Source organism: Jeotgalicoccus sp. S0W5, from assembly GCF_011634875.1.
Taxonomy (GTDB): domain Bacteria; phylum Bacillota; class Bacilli; order Staphylococcales; family Salinicoccaceae; genus Jeotgalicoccus; species Jeotgalicoccus marinus.
In genome coordinates this window covers 528,980-543,652 of record NZ_SIRQ01000003.1, presented here as the reverse complement: position 1 = coordinate 543,652, position 14,673 = coordinate 528,980, and the positions used below count along the sequence as shown (strand labels likewise).

The 14,673-nt window shown below is 33.4% G+C and carries 19 protein-coding genes; 14 read left to right on the top strand and 5 right to left on the bottom strand.

What is annotated here, in order from left to right:
- Nucleotides 1–206: 206 nt before the first annotated feature.
- Entirely contained in the window at nt 207–527 is a 321-nt protein-coding gene (locus tag EYB29_RS05100; protein ID WP_026866212.1) for a MazG nucleotide pyrophosphohydrolase domain-containing protein, read from the bottom strand.
- A gap of 184 nt (nt 528–711) precedes the next feature.
- Between EYB29_RS05100 and EYB29_RS05095 the strand changes: the two genes are divergently transcribed.
- The gene (locus tag EYB29_RS05095; protein WP_051220448.1) at nt 712–1,437 is read left to right on the top strand and encodes a DUF3800 domain-containing protein; all 726 of its coding nucleotides are present in this window, start codon (nt 712–714) and stop codon (nt 1,435–1,437) included.
- Between the two features lie 185 nt (nt 1,438–1,622).
- Nucleotides 1,623–1,997 (top strand): YolD-like family protein, encoded by a 375-nt coding sequence (locus EYB29_RS05090; RefSeq protein ID WP_051220449.1) that lies wholly within the window; start codon nt 1,623–1,625, stop codon nt 1,995–1,997.
- 55 nt (nt 1,998–2,052) lie between these two features.
- On the opposite strand, the gene EYB29_RS05085 is transcribed toward EYB29_RS05090, so the two are convergent.
- The gene (locus tag EYB29_RS05085; protein WP_026866213.1) at nt 2,053–2,469 is read right to left on the bottom strand and encodes a VOC family protein; all 417 of its coding nucleotides are present in this window, start codon (nt 2,467–2,469) and stop codon (nt 2,053–2,055) included.
- A 428-nt stretch (nt 2,470–2,897) separates the two neighbouring features.
- Here EYB29_RS05085 and fosB point away from each other — a divergent pair, with 428 nt between their 5' ends.
- From fosB to EYB29_RS05065, 4 genes are all read left to right on the top strand, one after another.
- Complete coding sequence (fosB, locus tag EYB29_RS05080) at nt 2,898–3,317, top strand: FosB/FosD family fosfomycin resistance bacillithiol transferase (protein WP_026866214.1); 420 nt, start codon at nt 2,898–2,900, stop codon at nt 3,315–3,317.
- A gap of 257 nt (nt 3,318–3,574) precedes the next feature.
- On the top strand, nt 3,575–3,769 hold the full coding sequence (locus EYB29_RS05075) for a hypothetical protein (RefSeq protein WP_026866216.1): 195 nt from the start codon (nt 3,575–3,577) through the stop codon (nt 3,767–3,769).
- A complete protein-coding gene (locus tag EYB29_RS05070) occupies nt 3,750–4,016 on the top strand; it encodes a hypothetical protein (RefSeq protein ID WP_166626766.1) in 267 nt (88 codons plus the stop codon). Before EYB29_RS05075 ends, EYB29_RS05070 begins: the two co-directional genes overlap by 20 nt.
- A gap of 24 nt (nt 4,017–4,040) precedes the next feature.
- Entirely contained in the window at nt 4,041–4,334 is a 294-nt protein-coding gene (locus tag EYB29_RS05065) for a hypothetical protein (protein WP_166626765.1), read from the top strand.
- Nucleotides 4,335–4,957: 623 nt separating this feature from the next.
- Here the strand turns inward: EYB29_RS05065 and EYB29_RS05060 are convergent.
- Both EYB29_RS05060 and EYB29_RS05055 read right to left on the bottom strand, forming a co-directional pair.
- On the bottom strand, nt 4,958–5,179 hold the full coding sequence (locus EYB29_RS05060) for a hypothetical protein (protein ID WP_166626764.1): 222 nt from the start codon (nt 5,177–5,179) through the stop codon (nt 4,958–4,960).
- Nucleotides 5,180–5,261: 82 nt separating this feature from the next.
- Nucleotides 5,262–5,471, bottom strand: coding sequence for a hypothetical protein (locus EYB29_RS05055; protein ID WP_166626763.1), 210 nt, complete (start codon nt 5,469–5,471; stop codon nt 5,262–5,264).
- A gap of 633 nt (nt 5,472–6,104) precedes the next feature.
- Between EYB29_RS05055 and EYB29_RS05050 the strand changes: the two genes are divergently transcribed.
- The 4 genes from EYB29_RS05050 to EYB29_RS05035 all read left to right on the top strand — a co-directional run bounded on the left by EYB29_RS05050 (nt 6,105) and on the right by EYB29_RS05035 (nt 9,825).
- Nucleotides 6,105–6,965: an AraC family transcriptional regulator gene (locus EYB29_RS05050; protein ID WP_205710593.1), complete on the top strand. Its 861-nt coding sequence runs from the start codon at nt 6,105–6,107 to the stop codon at nt 6,963–6,965.
- Nucleotides 6,966–7,117: 152 nt separating this feature from the next.
- Nucleotides 7,118–7,603: a MepB family protein gene (locus tag EYB29_RS05045; protein ID WP_166626762.1), complete on the top strand. Its 486-nt coding sequence runs from the start codon at nt 7,118–7,120 to the stop codon at nt 7,601–7,603.
- Between the two features lie 124 nt (nt 7,604–7,727).
- Nucleotides 7,728–9,143 carry a thermonuclease family protein gene (locus tag EYB29_RS05040; protein ID WP_166626761.1) on the top strand — a complete coding sequence of 472 codons (1,416 nt, stop codon included), beginning with the start codon at nt 7,728–7,730 and terminating at the stop codon, nt 9,141–9,143.
- Between the two features lie 127 nt (nt 9,144–9,270).
- Nucleotides 9,271–9,825: a VUT family protein gene (locus tag EYB29_RS05035; RefSeq protein ID WP_166626760.1), complete on the top strand. Its 555-nt coding sequence runs from the start codon at nt 9,271–9,273 to the stop codon at nt 9,823–9,825.
- Between the two features lie 39 nt (nt 9,826–9,864).
- Here the strand turns inward: EYB29_RS05035 and EYB29_RS05030 are convergent, their stop codons facing one another.
- Nucleotides 9,865–10,119: a PhzF family phenazine biosynthesis protein gene (locus tag EYB29_RS05030; RefSeq protein WP_166626911.1), complete on the bottom strand. Its 255-nt coding sequence runs from the start codon at nt 10,117–10,119 to the stop codon at nt 9,865–9,867.
- 217 nt (nt 10,120–10,336) lie between these two features.
- Here EYB29_RS05030 and EYB29_RS05025 point away from each other — a divergent pair, with 217 nt between their 5' ends.
- The 4 genes from EYB29_RS05025 (at nt 10,337) to clpX (ending at nt 14,647) form a co-directional block, all read left to right on the top strand.
- Nucleotides 10,337–10,951, top strand: coding sequence for an NUDIX domain-containing protein (locus tag EYB29_RS05025; protein WP_026866224.1), 615 nt, complete (start codon nt 10,337–10,339; stop codon nt 10,949–10,951).
- Nucleotides 10,941–11,888, top strand: a complete 948-nt coding sequence (locus EYB29_RS05020) for a hypothetical protein (protein ID WP_026866225.1) — start codon at nt 10,941–10,943, stop codon at nt 11,886–11,888. Before EYB29_RS05025 ends, EYB29_RS05020 begins: the two co-directional genes overlap by 11 nt.
- An 82-nt stretch (nt 11,889–11,970) precedes the next feature.
- The gene (tig, locus tag EYB29_RS05015) at nt 11,971–13,260 is read left to right on the top strand and encodes a trigger factor (protein ID WP_026866226.1); all 1,290 of its coding nucleotides are present in this window, start codon (nt 11,971–11,973) and stop codon (nt 13,258–13,260) included.
- A 130-nt stretch (nt 13,261–13,390) separates the two neighbouring features.
- Nucleotides 13,391–14,647: an ATP-dependent Clp protease ATP-binding subunit ClpX gene (gene clpX / locus EYB29_RS05010; RefSeq protein WP_166626759.1), complete on the top strand. Its 1,257-nt coding sequence runs from the start codon at nt 13,391–13,393 to the stop codon at nt 14,645–14,647.
- The last annotated feature ends 26 nt before the right edge of the window (nt 14,648–14,673 follow it).

The window sequence follows — 14,673 nt, the reverse complement described above, 5'->3', positions numbered from 1 at the left end:
GCCAATGATGACTTAGCTTTTATTCGTTAAAAAGTAAATCCTTGTTAAGTTAACGGGGGGGGAATAGTAAAAAGAGGGGTTCAGATAAAAAATTCCACACTATTTTCCGATTACCCTATTTTAAAAACATTTCTATGCAGATACAATATATGGCTTGAACAACCATAAAAACCGCCGGAGCTCATCGCCTGGCGGTTATACATAATTTAATTTATTGAATATCTATCATTTAACTTATCAGTATGAGCTTTGAACACTTCTTCTAAAGAAATATCGTATTTATTTGCGATTACAGATACATTCGCGAGGACATCACCAAGCTCTCCAATTAATTCGTTTCTATTTTCTGCGTAGGACTCTTTCTCTTCATCCGGTCGATCTCGACCGATTTCTAAAGAGCGGATGGCTCTAGCAACTTCTCCGGTTTCTTCAGCAAGAAAGCCAATTCTTATAAAAATATCTAGATCTGACCATCCACGACTTTTATAATATTCTTCCACCCATTGTTGAAATTCAGTAGCGTTCATCTGTATTCCTCCCAATAATTATTCGATTGTTATTATAACAAAAGAGAGATTATAGATAATATTTAACCTGAGTCATTTAGGAAGAGGGGTTATTTTTGTTTCTGTATCTAAACAACAGAATACATGTTCCGTCTTACAAATTTTTTACATATACATTAAATTATATGTAAGGAGCTGTAGTGAGATGGATAAATTTATTTTTATTGACGATTCAGGTCAATTATCTAATAACGAAAGACATGAATATTTTATATATGGATGCTTGTATGTAGATGGTCCTGATGCGATTCAAGAAGCAAAAAACAAGGTAAACGCATTCTGTAGAAAAAGAAAAATTAAAGGCGAAATTAAAGGTTTCCATTTAAGTGGTAAAGATAGAAAAAAGTTACTCCAAATCCTCGGTGAAATTGATGGGATAAAACAGTATTTTGTTATGACAAAAAATAGTGAATTAAAATTCGTGAACTTCAAAGATCCAGCATCTGTTAAAAGGCATAAACAATATTTAATCAGAAGAATGATTGAAAAAGTCTTTAGAAAAGAAACATTCACAAAAGAAGATGTGGTGCATTTAAGGATAGATAATGAAGTGTTTAATAGTGAAGCAGGATTGGTAGATTTTGAACATTATTTAAACAAGTATTGGTCAAAACTGGGTGAATTTTATAGTCAGCAATTTTATTGGGATTTTATGCCATACATATTATCGCAGTTCAAAGTAAAATATCTAGATTCAAAAGATGACAGGATGATTCAGTTAGCAGATTTGATAGCTAATACAAAATACAAAAGATTTAAGGATAATCCTAAGTGCGGGTCAGAATACTTAAAAACAAAATATTGCTTAAAACTTCCAGATAAGGCAGTATATAATAGTCCTAAAACCAGAAGAAGAAAGATAGAAAATTGATAAAAATACAAAAGAGTGATATTATTTAATTAACGGCATGATGTCCGTTTTAACAGTAAGTAGGTCGAAAAGATTCTAAGCGTATGTTAAGTACGTGACCCTTATTGGTAAGCCTCTTCGGAGGCTTATTTTTTATCTTTACACATAGAACATACGTTCGATATAATTACTCAAGAGGTGATTATATGGACTATCGTGAGTTCCCACAATCTGAGCTGAACAGTAACATTCCACAAGGTAGAACTATGGTAAAGTGGGCACCATTTGCGACCATGCCTGAGCAGTATGAGAATGTAGACAAGATGATTGAGTCACAACTCCACATGCCAGAACCTTCATTAACCGAGGACTTAATGCAGGAGTTAGAGTTGAAGCTACGTAACTTATTAGACTGTAATGTTGTATTGCGTTACTGGAGTGGTGGTTATGAGCACCAGATCGAGTGCAAGGTAGAGCATATAGACGACTGGAGTAGAGTGGTTACAGTGAGTAAAGGGGCTAACTTAATATATGTAGAGTTTAAGCATATATACGAGGTTAGAAGGTATGATTGGATATAAAAAGACCTGCCTACTCAGACAGGTCTTTACTAATTCATCTGTTACAATTAAAACTTTAATATTCTTTTGAGGTTTGATTCATCAGCTTTTCAAAATCAGTATCACTAATATTTGATTGTGTAAGTGTGATTAAATGCCCGTCAGGATCTTTAACAGTCATTTCTTTTGCATTCCATGGTTTCTCCTCTAATTGAGACACAATAAATTTCTGTGAAATACTTTGTGCTTTATCTTCAATGTCGTTGATTAATATATTTAAATATATTGAATTACCAACTTCAAAATCAGCACTAGAAATTAGCATTAAGTCCTGATATTTCTCAAGTCTTAAATGATTCATAAGCACTTCGTTTTTGTCGTTTCTAAATTTAAAGACACTTTTAAAACCGAGTGTTTTCTCATACCATTTCTCCGACTTCTCCATATCTTTTACCAGTACTTTGTTAAACATTGGCATTTGATAAAATTCCATTTTTATCACCTCCTCATAAATTGATTATAGAGGCTGACGTAACGTAAAGGTCAACGCAGAAATTGAAATTCACCTAATTTATCGAATTCTTTAAAATTCGTTTATATGAGCAAATGTTGTATAATGAAGATGTAAACGATCAAGCTATTTATCTACTCGGTTTATAGCTAAGTTGCAAGTTACTTTAAAACTTGATACTAATGTAAGACATAAGGGCTTACCAGTTGGCAGGTAACAGAAAAACCTGACGTTTAAATTGGAGAGTCCCTACCATAAGTGGGAATTGTAAAATATACAAAAATAGTGTACATGAACAAAAGCCACCTGGGAAGAGGTGGCTTGATCATTATATATTCATTTATGTTAGAATGTTCTATAAATTAAAAGAATGAAATGATAAATATTAATGAAGAAAGTAGAGGCTTTTAATGATTCAATCAATTAATCACGTTACATATTCTGTATCAGATATTAATCAATCTATTATCTTTTATAAAGACATTTTAAAGGCAAAAATTTTAGTAGAGAGTGATAAAACAGCCTATTTCATATTAGGTGGCTTATGGTTAGCATTAAATGAAGAAAAAGATATACCTAGAAATGAAATCCAATACTCGTATACTCATATGGCTTTTACTATTGAAGAAAGTGAATTTGATGAATGGCACCAATGGTTAAAAGATAACAATGTGAATATTTTAGAAGGACGTAAAAGAAATACAAGAGATAAAAAATCAATATACTTCACTGATCCAGATGGACACAAGTTAGAACTACATACAGGTACATTACAAGATAGGTTAGATTATTATAAAGAAGAAAAGCCACATATGAATTTTTATGAATAGAATGAAAGATATAGAAGAAACAATTCAAGAAATAAACTCCATGTCAATATTATGTCAATCTAGCCTTAGAAACGTTGATATGGTGGGAAAGAATAATCCCTCCCAGGACACTAATTATAAATCAGAAAACCCTTACGCCCTTAGTGGACGTAAGGGTTTTTTGATTTATAAAATTACTCCTGTAAATTTTCATTAATTATTGACCTGTTGTATAATTAGTTACATAAGCTGATATAAAAGAGAGTGGAGGGATTTTGGTGAAAACTGCAAAACTGTCAGATATACGTAAAAGAAATGCAGAAAGAAGAGAGCGTGGACTTCAAGCAGCCAAACGTGTTAATCCTAGCTACTACCCGGGAATGCGTGCATTCGATAAACCACGAAATAATCCAGAGAAACAAAGAATTCTCGAAGAGCTGCAGGAGAGAGAATATGACCTACAGCATAAGTGAGGCAAAAGTTGATTTAGATAATATAGCTGAGGATGAAAAATTATTTGATTGTATGATTAAAGTGGCATCGATTATTACCTCACTATTGGAAGGTAAAGTTAAACAGAGTGACATGCCAATTATAGTTGGTGGTCTTTCTTTAGAGATTTATACTGAGAGTCAATATACTACAGATGATATCGATTTGGTGACTTCTGCTTACAACATTATAGAAGATAATTTGTTAGAAATTGGTTTTAAAAAATAAAGTAGGGTTTTTATACATGAACGATTGAATGTAGCAGTAGATATTGTTGACAATGCACTGGAGCCGGAAGATTATGATGGTGTAACAAAAATTGAAACGGAAAATAACAAATATATTTATGTTCAATCATTAGAAAGTATTCTGTACGATAGGGTATTGGATTATGAATATGCAGATAACGAACAGTATGGCGTGCTTTTAATTGCCATGGCATATGAAGAGATTGATTTTGATTATCTGAGGGCAGAAGTAAAACTAGCTGATTCCGATGCTCTTAAAGCCTTAGAGAATTGGATAAAGATAGCACTGAATAAATAGTTATCAATGCAATTTTACCTTAGAAACTTTGATATATTTCAAAGTTTCTACAATCTCTAAAGAGGGATAGTATTAAACCAACAAATTACTTCAACTAGTGTTGATGAAACATTTTGCCTAACTGCCTAGCTTGATTTTGCAAGTTAGGCAGTTTTTGATTCTTGTTGATAGAATCGTGTCAATAATGATATTTAATCTCTGAAATGCACAAAATTACGATTAACAAATGTCACGGATTCAAACACTTTTAATGTTTTCATTGATTCCCTGTTACCGGTCCATTTATCAATATGGGATGGTGCAATGATTATTTAATTTAGTGTGTATAGATGAGATTAGTAGCATTGAAAAAATATTTGATACATTTATAGACTACTTTTTTTAAAATTAGATTTGTAAAACTTAAATTGTGTTCTCTTAATTTAGACTGAATTTGATGTGAAAAGTTCATAGGGATCAATAAAGCTTTTAGTTTTATTGGCTATTTTACAAGAACATTTGATTTAGTTTTACACATTATTATAGAAGAATACGATTAATGACTTATGGGCCATCAACCGTATTTTTAGAACCAATATTAGTAGATCGGTCAAAGATGAAAAGTTATTTATAAATTCAAAAGTCTATCCCCATTTTAGGTCTAGGTTTATTTCTGTCTTACATTTAGAACAAATCCCTTTACCATTTTTGAAAGAGATTTCTTTCTGAGTTTTACAATTAGGGCATAGCAGTGTGAAGTTTTTGTTCATTGCAGAGTTCTCAGCTTTATTTTTCATAGTTTTCTCAATATCTTTCATAAATTTCTTCATATCAGATTTGTTACCTGCTCTGTATTTTTTAGGCATTATTATCACCACCTTCCGTCTTTTATGCAATTCAAGTAAAATGTCATGAATAGAGAGGATACTAGATATAGTATTTCAGGTATTAACCTAAATTATTACGTTTAGATTTATCGGGATTTGAAACTGGGGTCTTTATACCGTTTACTTTTCGAACATGATATTCGGGATAATATCCTCTCTCAATACGACTAACAAATTCTTTTCTATTCATATTAGCAGTAGAACTTTTAAAATGTTTGTTTCTACCAGATTTAGATTCTCTAATAACTTTAACGTTTTTTCTTTTTGTCATAATATCATCTCAATATTTTTAAGTACTACATCTAGTATATTCTAATAATATTATAACACTATATGTAGTTAAATAGAACTTATGTTCGGTTAAATGTAAGTAACAAAAATAGCGATTATATTACTCGAATATTACGAATGCTAAGAAAAAGTTTATTTCAATAAATATCTAAATAAATTCTTAATATTTCTGAAGGTAAATATTTTTGAAAATTTGGATGCAGATATCATAAATCTGAATATTTCAGTACGTAGGTATCGATCGCTAGTTATATAAAAAATTTATGAAGAAAAATGTTCTCTAATCAAAAAGTTATTACTATGTGACTGATAGGTTTTTAAGTATTATTTTGTATGACTATATTATTATTTTTTCAAGAATTATGAATCAAAACTCATTATACTATTTAAGACGTGTTTTAATGATGTATATGGTAAAGATCGACAGGTAACAGTGTTAATATATTTGAGATTTTTAAATTCGGTCATATTGCAAATTATATTTCTATCCCAGTTAATTATTTGTAATGAAAGTTGAATATTAAATTTGTAATATAATACGATAAAATATATATAAGTAATGTCGAGTGATACCAATTATATATGAGTAATATATAGAAAGAAGGTGATGGAAATGATATTAAAGCAGCTGAATGATTCTATTGAATTTATAGATGAGAATTTAACATCCAATTTAAGTTTGAATGAGATTTCAAATTTTGTGGGATTGCCCGGACAGCATTATAAAAAATTATTCATTTTTCTTAGTGGCATGAGTTTATCTGAATATATAAAGAAGAGAAAACTGCATTTTGCAAACATTGATTTATTAAACAATGAAGCAGTAACAAGTGTAGCAACTAAATATAGCTACTCAGTTGATGGGTTTACAAGAGCTTTTAAATCCTGGAGTGGGTATCTGCCTTCTCAAATAGCTGAGGAACAAGTTTTAATTTCATTTCCTAAGCTTTCCTTTTCAATAAGTACAAAAGGAGGAACAGACATGAAAACGAGAATTGTGGAGCAACCTGCATTTAAAATAGTGGGTGTTCAAAAACGCGTACCTATGCAATATGAGGGTGTTAATGAGGAAATAGAAAAATTAGCACAGAGTATTACGGAGTCACAAAGGAAAGAAATGCATGATGTACAGAACATTGAACCGAAAGAAGTGGTGAATGTTTCTTATGATGCAGATGAAGATTTTATCAAAGAAGAAGGCGATCTAACTCATATGATCGGTGTCTTGACGACAGTAGATAATATAAGCGATCAGCTTGATGCCATTAATATCGATAAAAGTAAGTGGATCGTCTTTGAAAATGAAGGTGAATTTCCAAAAGTTCTACAAGACACTTACGCAAAAATTTATTCAGAATGGCTACCAGAATCAGAATATGATTTAGCTGATATACCGATGTTTTCTTTCACTAAATTTAATGAAGATAATAAAAATGTCGCTTATAGTGAAATTTGGGTAGCGGTTAAAAATTAAATATACTATTTCTAACAGGGCGTATAAAAACGTCCTGTTTTTCTTTTGAAATACAAAGAATTGTGATGAATGTATGATTTAATATCTTGATTTTGATGTATGATGAGTGTGGTTAATATATATAAATGACCATTAGAAGGAGTTATGAAATAATGTTTGAATCTGTATTATTTACGAAAAAAATTATAGAGACAGTGGGATTACCAGAAATAAATACGATTGAAACTGAACCATTTAATACTGAATATGAAAGCTGTAATTTTTATATTGGGGAACAAAAATATAGAAACAGAATGGCTAAAAAGACAGAAAATAAAAAAGGTTACTTTGTAGTATTTTGGACGAAGGATAAGAATAACAAGAATCGACCATATACTTGGGAAGAAACCCCTGAAAAGTTAATAGTGACAGTATTGGATCAAGATAAAAAAGGACAATTCATTTTTCCTAGAGAGGTGCTACTAGAAAAACAAATAATTAGTAAGGATAATATTAAAGGTAAAATGGCCATGAGAGTATATCCTTCATGGGAAGATGAATTAAATAAAACTGCTATGCGAACACAGAACTGGCAAAATGATTACTTCATTGATTTCAATAGTTATGTTAATGAGGAGAAAATAAATATATTATACTAATTTATCTCCAAAATTTAATTACCTAAATTTACACTATTAATCTAAATCTACATGAATATTTCGTTTTCTAAATACATTTTCAATGGTATAATAATATACATTATATTGAAAATGAGGGAGCAGATTGTTAGGATTTTTTCTGTTTTTAGCGGTACTAAGTTTTATTATTTCATATGTGGTTTATGGCGTGTATCTGGCTACATTGTATGAAAACAAAGAGCCATATAAGGAAAATGGTCAACTTAGAGATGACAAAAAGTTGATGTTAGGTGCATCTATTTTTTGCATTAGTTTTAGTATTATTTTCCTATTATTGATCACTTTGATTTCATCAAGCGTAGGAATGCAAGATTTTTGGTTAGCTTTATTACTATTTGTTTTAATCAGTTACATAACGAGTCTACTTACTGCTAGACGTCAAAAGAATAAGCAAAAACAAAATAATTTTAAGAGAATTAACCGCAATAGTTTAATTCTGTTAGTCACATTATTCATATTCTTTGGTGTGACAGACGACTCAATCGAAACTTCTTCAAGTGAATCAACAGCTGGTGAAAAAGTAGAGAATATAGAAGCTGTCGATGATGAAGTAACACAAGAAGATAGTGATGATGAACAAGAAAGACAACGAGAATTAGAAGAGAAAGAAAAGGAAGAAGCTGAAGCACTCGCAGCTAAAGAAAAAGCTGAGCGTGAGCAAAAAGAGAAAGAAGAACAGCTTGCAAAGGAAAAGGCACAGAAAGCCGAGAAAGAAAAGGCTGAAAAAGAAGAACAAGAACGATTAGCCGCTGAGAAAAAAGCAAAAGAGCAGGAAGAAAAGAAACGACTTGAAGAGGAAAAAGCTGAAAAAGAGGCAAGTAAAGAAGGTTTAATTCCTGTCACTCTTTATAGGGTAGTGGATGGTGACACAGTAAACGTACTAAATGAACAAAATGAAGAATTGAAATTAAGATTATTGTTGATTGATACACCTGAAACGGTGCATCCAAATAAACCCGTTGAACCATTTGGTCCAGAAGCTTCAGCTAGACTGACTGAACTACTCAACTCAGATGAGCAATTATATATAGAGTATGATGAAGGTGCAAAGACGGATCATTATGATCGAGAATTAGTTTATTTATATGTTGGGGATACTAATGTTCATGAAGTTCTGCTAGAAGAAGGATTGGCAAGAGTCGGTTACATTTATGAACAACAAAAATATTTAGACGAATTTAGAGCTGCTGAACAAATTGCCAAAGATCAGCAAATTGGTATTTGGTCCATATCAGGCTATGTCAATGAAGATGGAGAAGGGTTTAACTCAGAAAGTAAAGAAGAAATCGTTAGTGAACCTGCTATAGAAAGTAGTCCGAGTTATAGTGAATCGACGACAAATAACGCGACAACGGCACCACCAGCAGAGACTGGTGGCGGACAGTTCTTTAACAATTGTGATGAACTAAGAACAGTATATCCGGAAGGGGTATCTAGTTCTGATCCAGCTTACCAACTTAAAATGGATAGAGATAAAGACGGCTGGGCATGTGAAATATAATTAGTAGGAGAAGTTTGAGGATGACTATCTACAAAATTGTAGAAATGTATCCTCACCTTTTTGTAATTCACAATATAATATATAATGAATGTTTATTAAATATATACATCTAGAAGCGAGGGACAATATGTTAAGGCCAATACTCTATATATTAGCAATCGTTATTGCTAACTTTATTACCGCTTATTTTGCACCATTAGTTTTAGGTATATTCATCATACCGTGGGGGACAGTTTTCGTAGGACTGACATTCGTCTTTAGAGACTTAGTACAACTACAATTTGGACGAAGAAAAACATATTACATCATTGCTATTGGATTAGGTATATCCATACTGATGTCCATATTTTACGGAGATATGTTACCAATCACGATTGCATCAAGTTTGTCATTTGTTTTATCAGAAGTGGTTGATACAGAAATCTTTACAAGATTTAAACTTAGCTTCTACAACAGAATTATGCTATCTGGAATATTAGGTGGACTCGTTGATAGTGTTGTGTTTATTTTAATTGGACTATCACCATTGTTTACAGGCATCCTAACTTGGGAGCAAGTGCCATATGCAATGCTCGGTCAATTAGTATTTAAGACATTGTCACAGTTAATCACACTGGCTATTATTCATTTTGGATTTAGAGGCATTAAGAGAGAAGCGGATGAAAAGCTTTCTTATTCATAGTTAGATAAGCCCTTGAAGTAAAACTTCAAGGGCTTATCTTTATATGTTTAGTATTGAGGTTGAGAATAGCTGAGCCTGACCTGAAATTTCAACAGTATCTTCATAATAAGTACAAACTAATGTCCCACCGCATTTTGATGCTTGATAAGCTACAATATATTTCTTTCCTAATTTATGTGCCCATAACGGTACGAGATGACAGTGCCCTGATCCACACACCGGATCTTCTGCTACACCAAGTTTTGGTGCAAAAGTACGAGACACACATATGACAAACGGACAGTCATTATACATGACGACCAATACAAAGAATCAATCCAAATCACCTACAAGGGTCTCCAAGAGGATCTCGATAAATACCTAAACTCATAACAATCGCAATAGGGGTGTGACTTTTTACGACATTAGTGTTATTGTATATAGCTCGTAAGCAATATTGAATTGTGTTATTATAATTGTCGAAAATGATGAAAAATATATTCATTATGATTCAACTGTGAGGAGACTTATCATGAGTAAATTTGATGAACAAATACTAGTCGTAAATAGAAATACTTTATTTGATAACGAGGAAAATGCGTTTAATGGTTTTATCTCTAAGGATGATAATCGTTATAAGAATATCGTTAAACAGTTCTCAGAATTCCAAGTAAAACGCCGCGGGGATATGGAAGAGGATCCGTCTTACAAGCAGTTGATCAGCTATTGTATTATTGCCAATCAAGGCGAAACGCTTGTCTACAAACGCTTAACGGGTGGCGGTGAAGAGAGACTGCACGGCTTGTTATCGATTGGTGTTGGTGGCCATATGAACGATGTTGAAGATGTTTCTACTATTGAAGATAAACTTCGCATTAACGCGTCACGTGAGTTAAACGAAGAGGTTGGTTTAACTGAACAGGATGTAAAAAACATTGAAATTCACGGTTTAATCAACGATGATGATAACGAAGTAGGCAAGGTCCATATTGGGTTAGTTTTAAAAGTTGAAGTGGATAAGGAAAAAATCGTCAACAAAGAGGCGGATACGATTGAATTGAACTGGGTAGAAAATGATTTGTTGGAAACGATGTCTCCATATGAATCATGGAGTGAATTAATTATACGTGATGCCTATGGACAATAAGATATCGACACACAAACGTTTTATTTCAAAGTTCGAGCGTGATTTAAAGTCCTATTTTGATCAAGGTGAAGATAATCAGTACGTCCAAACTTATCGGAAATATATTGAATTGACAGAGCCTAGTGATTACTTAGAAGAGTTATATTATGAGGCGCTATTAAACTTAGATGCTTATCACAGTGTCATTGATCATGCACTTATGAGAATGAACCGCGGCTTAGGAAATTATGAAACTCACATGGATTTCATGCTAGAGGCACTGACAGGTATGGGACGATTCCAAGAGGTTATTCAGTATTGTGAACAGCTTTTAAAGGAAGACTTACCACATGAGTTTAGACTCTTAGTTCAACAGCGTCTCGGTCATGCGCGTCATGAATTAAATGTCTTCTACCGTGAGCCTGTCAAAAGAGATAAGGTAACAAAAAAAGAATATCAAGGTTATGATTTCATCGATAAGATTGAGTTTTTAGAGGATATTACTGAACTTACTGATATCTCATATAAATCTTTAATCTTAGACGAGATAAAAACCGAAACTGAGCCGATGGTCTACACTCAAATGCTCTTATATTTGCGGAGCATAAACGACAATGATAAGCTGAAAGTTAAGAAATTTAATATTTCAACCACTGTCGTACCAGCGAAACTACCGAGCTTAGAAGATTTTTACTTGGTGAATGAAGTTTTAGACGAACTATATGATATATTGGATGCCACAAATCCATCTATTAAGGATGCAGCAGAAAACATGCTGTATGGACATCTCTTATATATCTATCCGATTAAACCAAAATTCACAAACCACGAACTGGCGCTTGCTTACGCGCAATATCTACAGGAAATGCTTGGTCAAGAGAGTGTAGAACAGGCAGAGCAAAAGGCGATAGAGTGGATTGAAAAAATTGATAGATTTATGCTTGAAAATGAGCAGTAATTCAATGATTTGAAACAACTTAAGTATATGTTATAATATACTGGTTAATTGAAAATAACGACTTGATGGAGGAAATTGTATTATGTCTCAAACATGGGAAAAGCAAGAAGGAAATGAAGGAATTTTAACAATCACGATTCCTAGTGAAGAATTAGACACTGCTTTAGATGCAGCATTTAAAAAAGTATCCAAGGATATCTCTATCCCTGGTTTCAGAAAAGGTAAAGTACCACGTCAAATGTTCGAAAAACGTTTTGGTGTAGAATCACTTTACCAAGATGCTTTAGATATTCTTCTACCTGAACACTACACTAAAGCTGTTGAAGAAGCTGGAATTAACCCAGTTGCTCAACCAGATGTAGATGTAGAGCAAATCGAAAAAGGTCAAGACGTTATTCTTAAAGCGACAGTTACAGTTGAACCTGAAGTTAAATTAGGTGAATACAAAGGTCTTGAAGGTGAAGAAATCGACACTGAAGTAACTGACGAAGAAGTTGACCACCAAATCGATCACATCTTAACTGAGTACTCTGATTTAGTAGTTAAAGAAGAAGGTACTGTTGAGAATGGTGATATCGCGACAATCGACTTCCACGGTTTCGTTGATGGTGAGGCTTTCGAAGGTGGACACGCACACGATTACGAACTAGAAATCGGTTCTAACTCATTTATCCCTGGCTTTGAAGAGCAAATGGTAGGTATGGAAATCGGTGAAGAGAAAGACGTTACCGTGACTTTCCCTGAAGAATACCATGCTGAAGAGTTAGCTGGTAAAGAAGCTGTCTTCCAAGTTAAAGTCAGCGCACTTAAACAAAAAGAAACACCAGAATTAACTGATGAATTTGTGAGCGAATTAGAAGGTCGTGACGCAAACACAGTTGACGAATTAAAAGCTGAACTTAAAGAACAAGTTCAAAAACAAAAAGAAGAAAATGCTGAAGTAACATTAAAAGAAAGCTTAGTTGCACAAGCTGCTGACAACGCTGAAATTGATGTACCTGATGCAATGGTAGATACTGAAACTGATCGTATGCTACAAGAATTTGAAGCTAATCTTTCACAACAAGGCTTAAACCTTGAACTATACACTCAACTGTCTGGTCAAGATGAAAACGCCCTACGTGAGCAAATGAAAGAAGATGCTTTAAAACGCGTTCGTACGAACTTAACGCTAAGACAAATCGCTGAAGATGAAAACATTGAAATCACACAAGAAGATGTTGACAACGAAGTGAACCGTCTTGCAGAACAATTCGGTATGCCAGCTGATGATGTTAAAAAAGCTTTAGGTGATGCATCTATGATTAAAGAAGATGTCAAACTACAAAAAGCATTAAACATCTTAGTTGATAACCGTAAACAAGCTGAGTAAATTCTAATATAAAAATAGAAAGAGAAGCTCTGCACTTTAGTGTGGAGCTTTTCATCAATGTGCAAGTCAATTGATTTACCGCTATTTTTCTAGTATATTTACTTGGAACTTAAGAATGAGGTGTATATAAATGTTTAAATTTAACGAAGACGATACTGATCTTACTTGCTCATTCTGCGGTAAAGATCAAGAACAAGTCAAAAAGTTAATTGCTGGTAGTGGTGTGTACATTTGTAACGAATGTATTGAACTCTGCTATGAAATCATACAAGAGGAATTGAAGTTAGACGACACAGCGGTCTTCGACTACATTCCAAAACCACAAGAAATCTTAGAAGCATTAGATGAGTACGTTATTGGTCAGGTTAACGCGAAACGTGCCTTAAGTGTGGCCGTTTACAACCACTACAAACGTATCAACAATGCGAGTGAAGAAGAAGTGGAAATCCAAAAGTCTAACATTGCTTTAATTGGTCCAACAGGTAGTGGTAAAACCCTACTTGCTCAAACACTTGCACGTACTTTAAACGTTCCATTTGCCATCGCAGATGCAACAAGTTTAACTGAAGCAGGTTACGTCGGCGACGATGTTGAAAACATTCTACTTCGTTTAATTCAAGCTGCTGACTTTGACATTGAGCGTGCTGAACAAGGGATTATCTATGTCGATGAGATCGATAAAATCGCGCGTAAGAGTGAAAACACATCAATCACTAGAGATGTTTCTGGTGAAGGTGTACAACAAGCCTTACTTAAAATTTTAGAAGGCACAACAGCAAGTGTGCCACCACAAGGTGGCCGTAAGCACCCTAACCAAGAGTCTATCCAAATTGATACGACAAATATCCTCTTTATTTTAGGTGGAGCCTTCGATGGTATGGAAGATATCATTAAACGCCGCCTTGGTGATAAGGTAATTGGTTTCGGCGGAGCATCTGAAGACTTCTCTGATAAGGATGCACTCTTAGCTAAAGTAAGACCAGATGACCTACAAGCTTATGGTCTTATTCCTGAATTCATCGGCCGTGTACCGATTATTAGTAACTTAGAAGAACTTGATGTTGAAGCATTGAAATCAATTCTTACTGAGCCTAAAAATGCCTTAGTTAAACAGTACACTCGTATGATGAATATCGATGATGTGGAACTAGAGTTTGAAGAGGATGCGCTCAACGCAATCTCAGAACTTGCAATTGAAAGAAAAACTGGGGCTCGTGGTCTTCGTTCAATCATCGAAGAATGCATGGTCGACATTATGTTTAAAGTACCTTCTAATGATGACATCAAGAAAGTTGTTATCACTAGAGAAACGATAACTGATGAAAAAGAACCAGAAGTATATGATGAAAATGGTAAGGCCATTGAATCAGATAAGAAAAGTGCATAAATAATTTGAGGCTGTCGTCATAGACA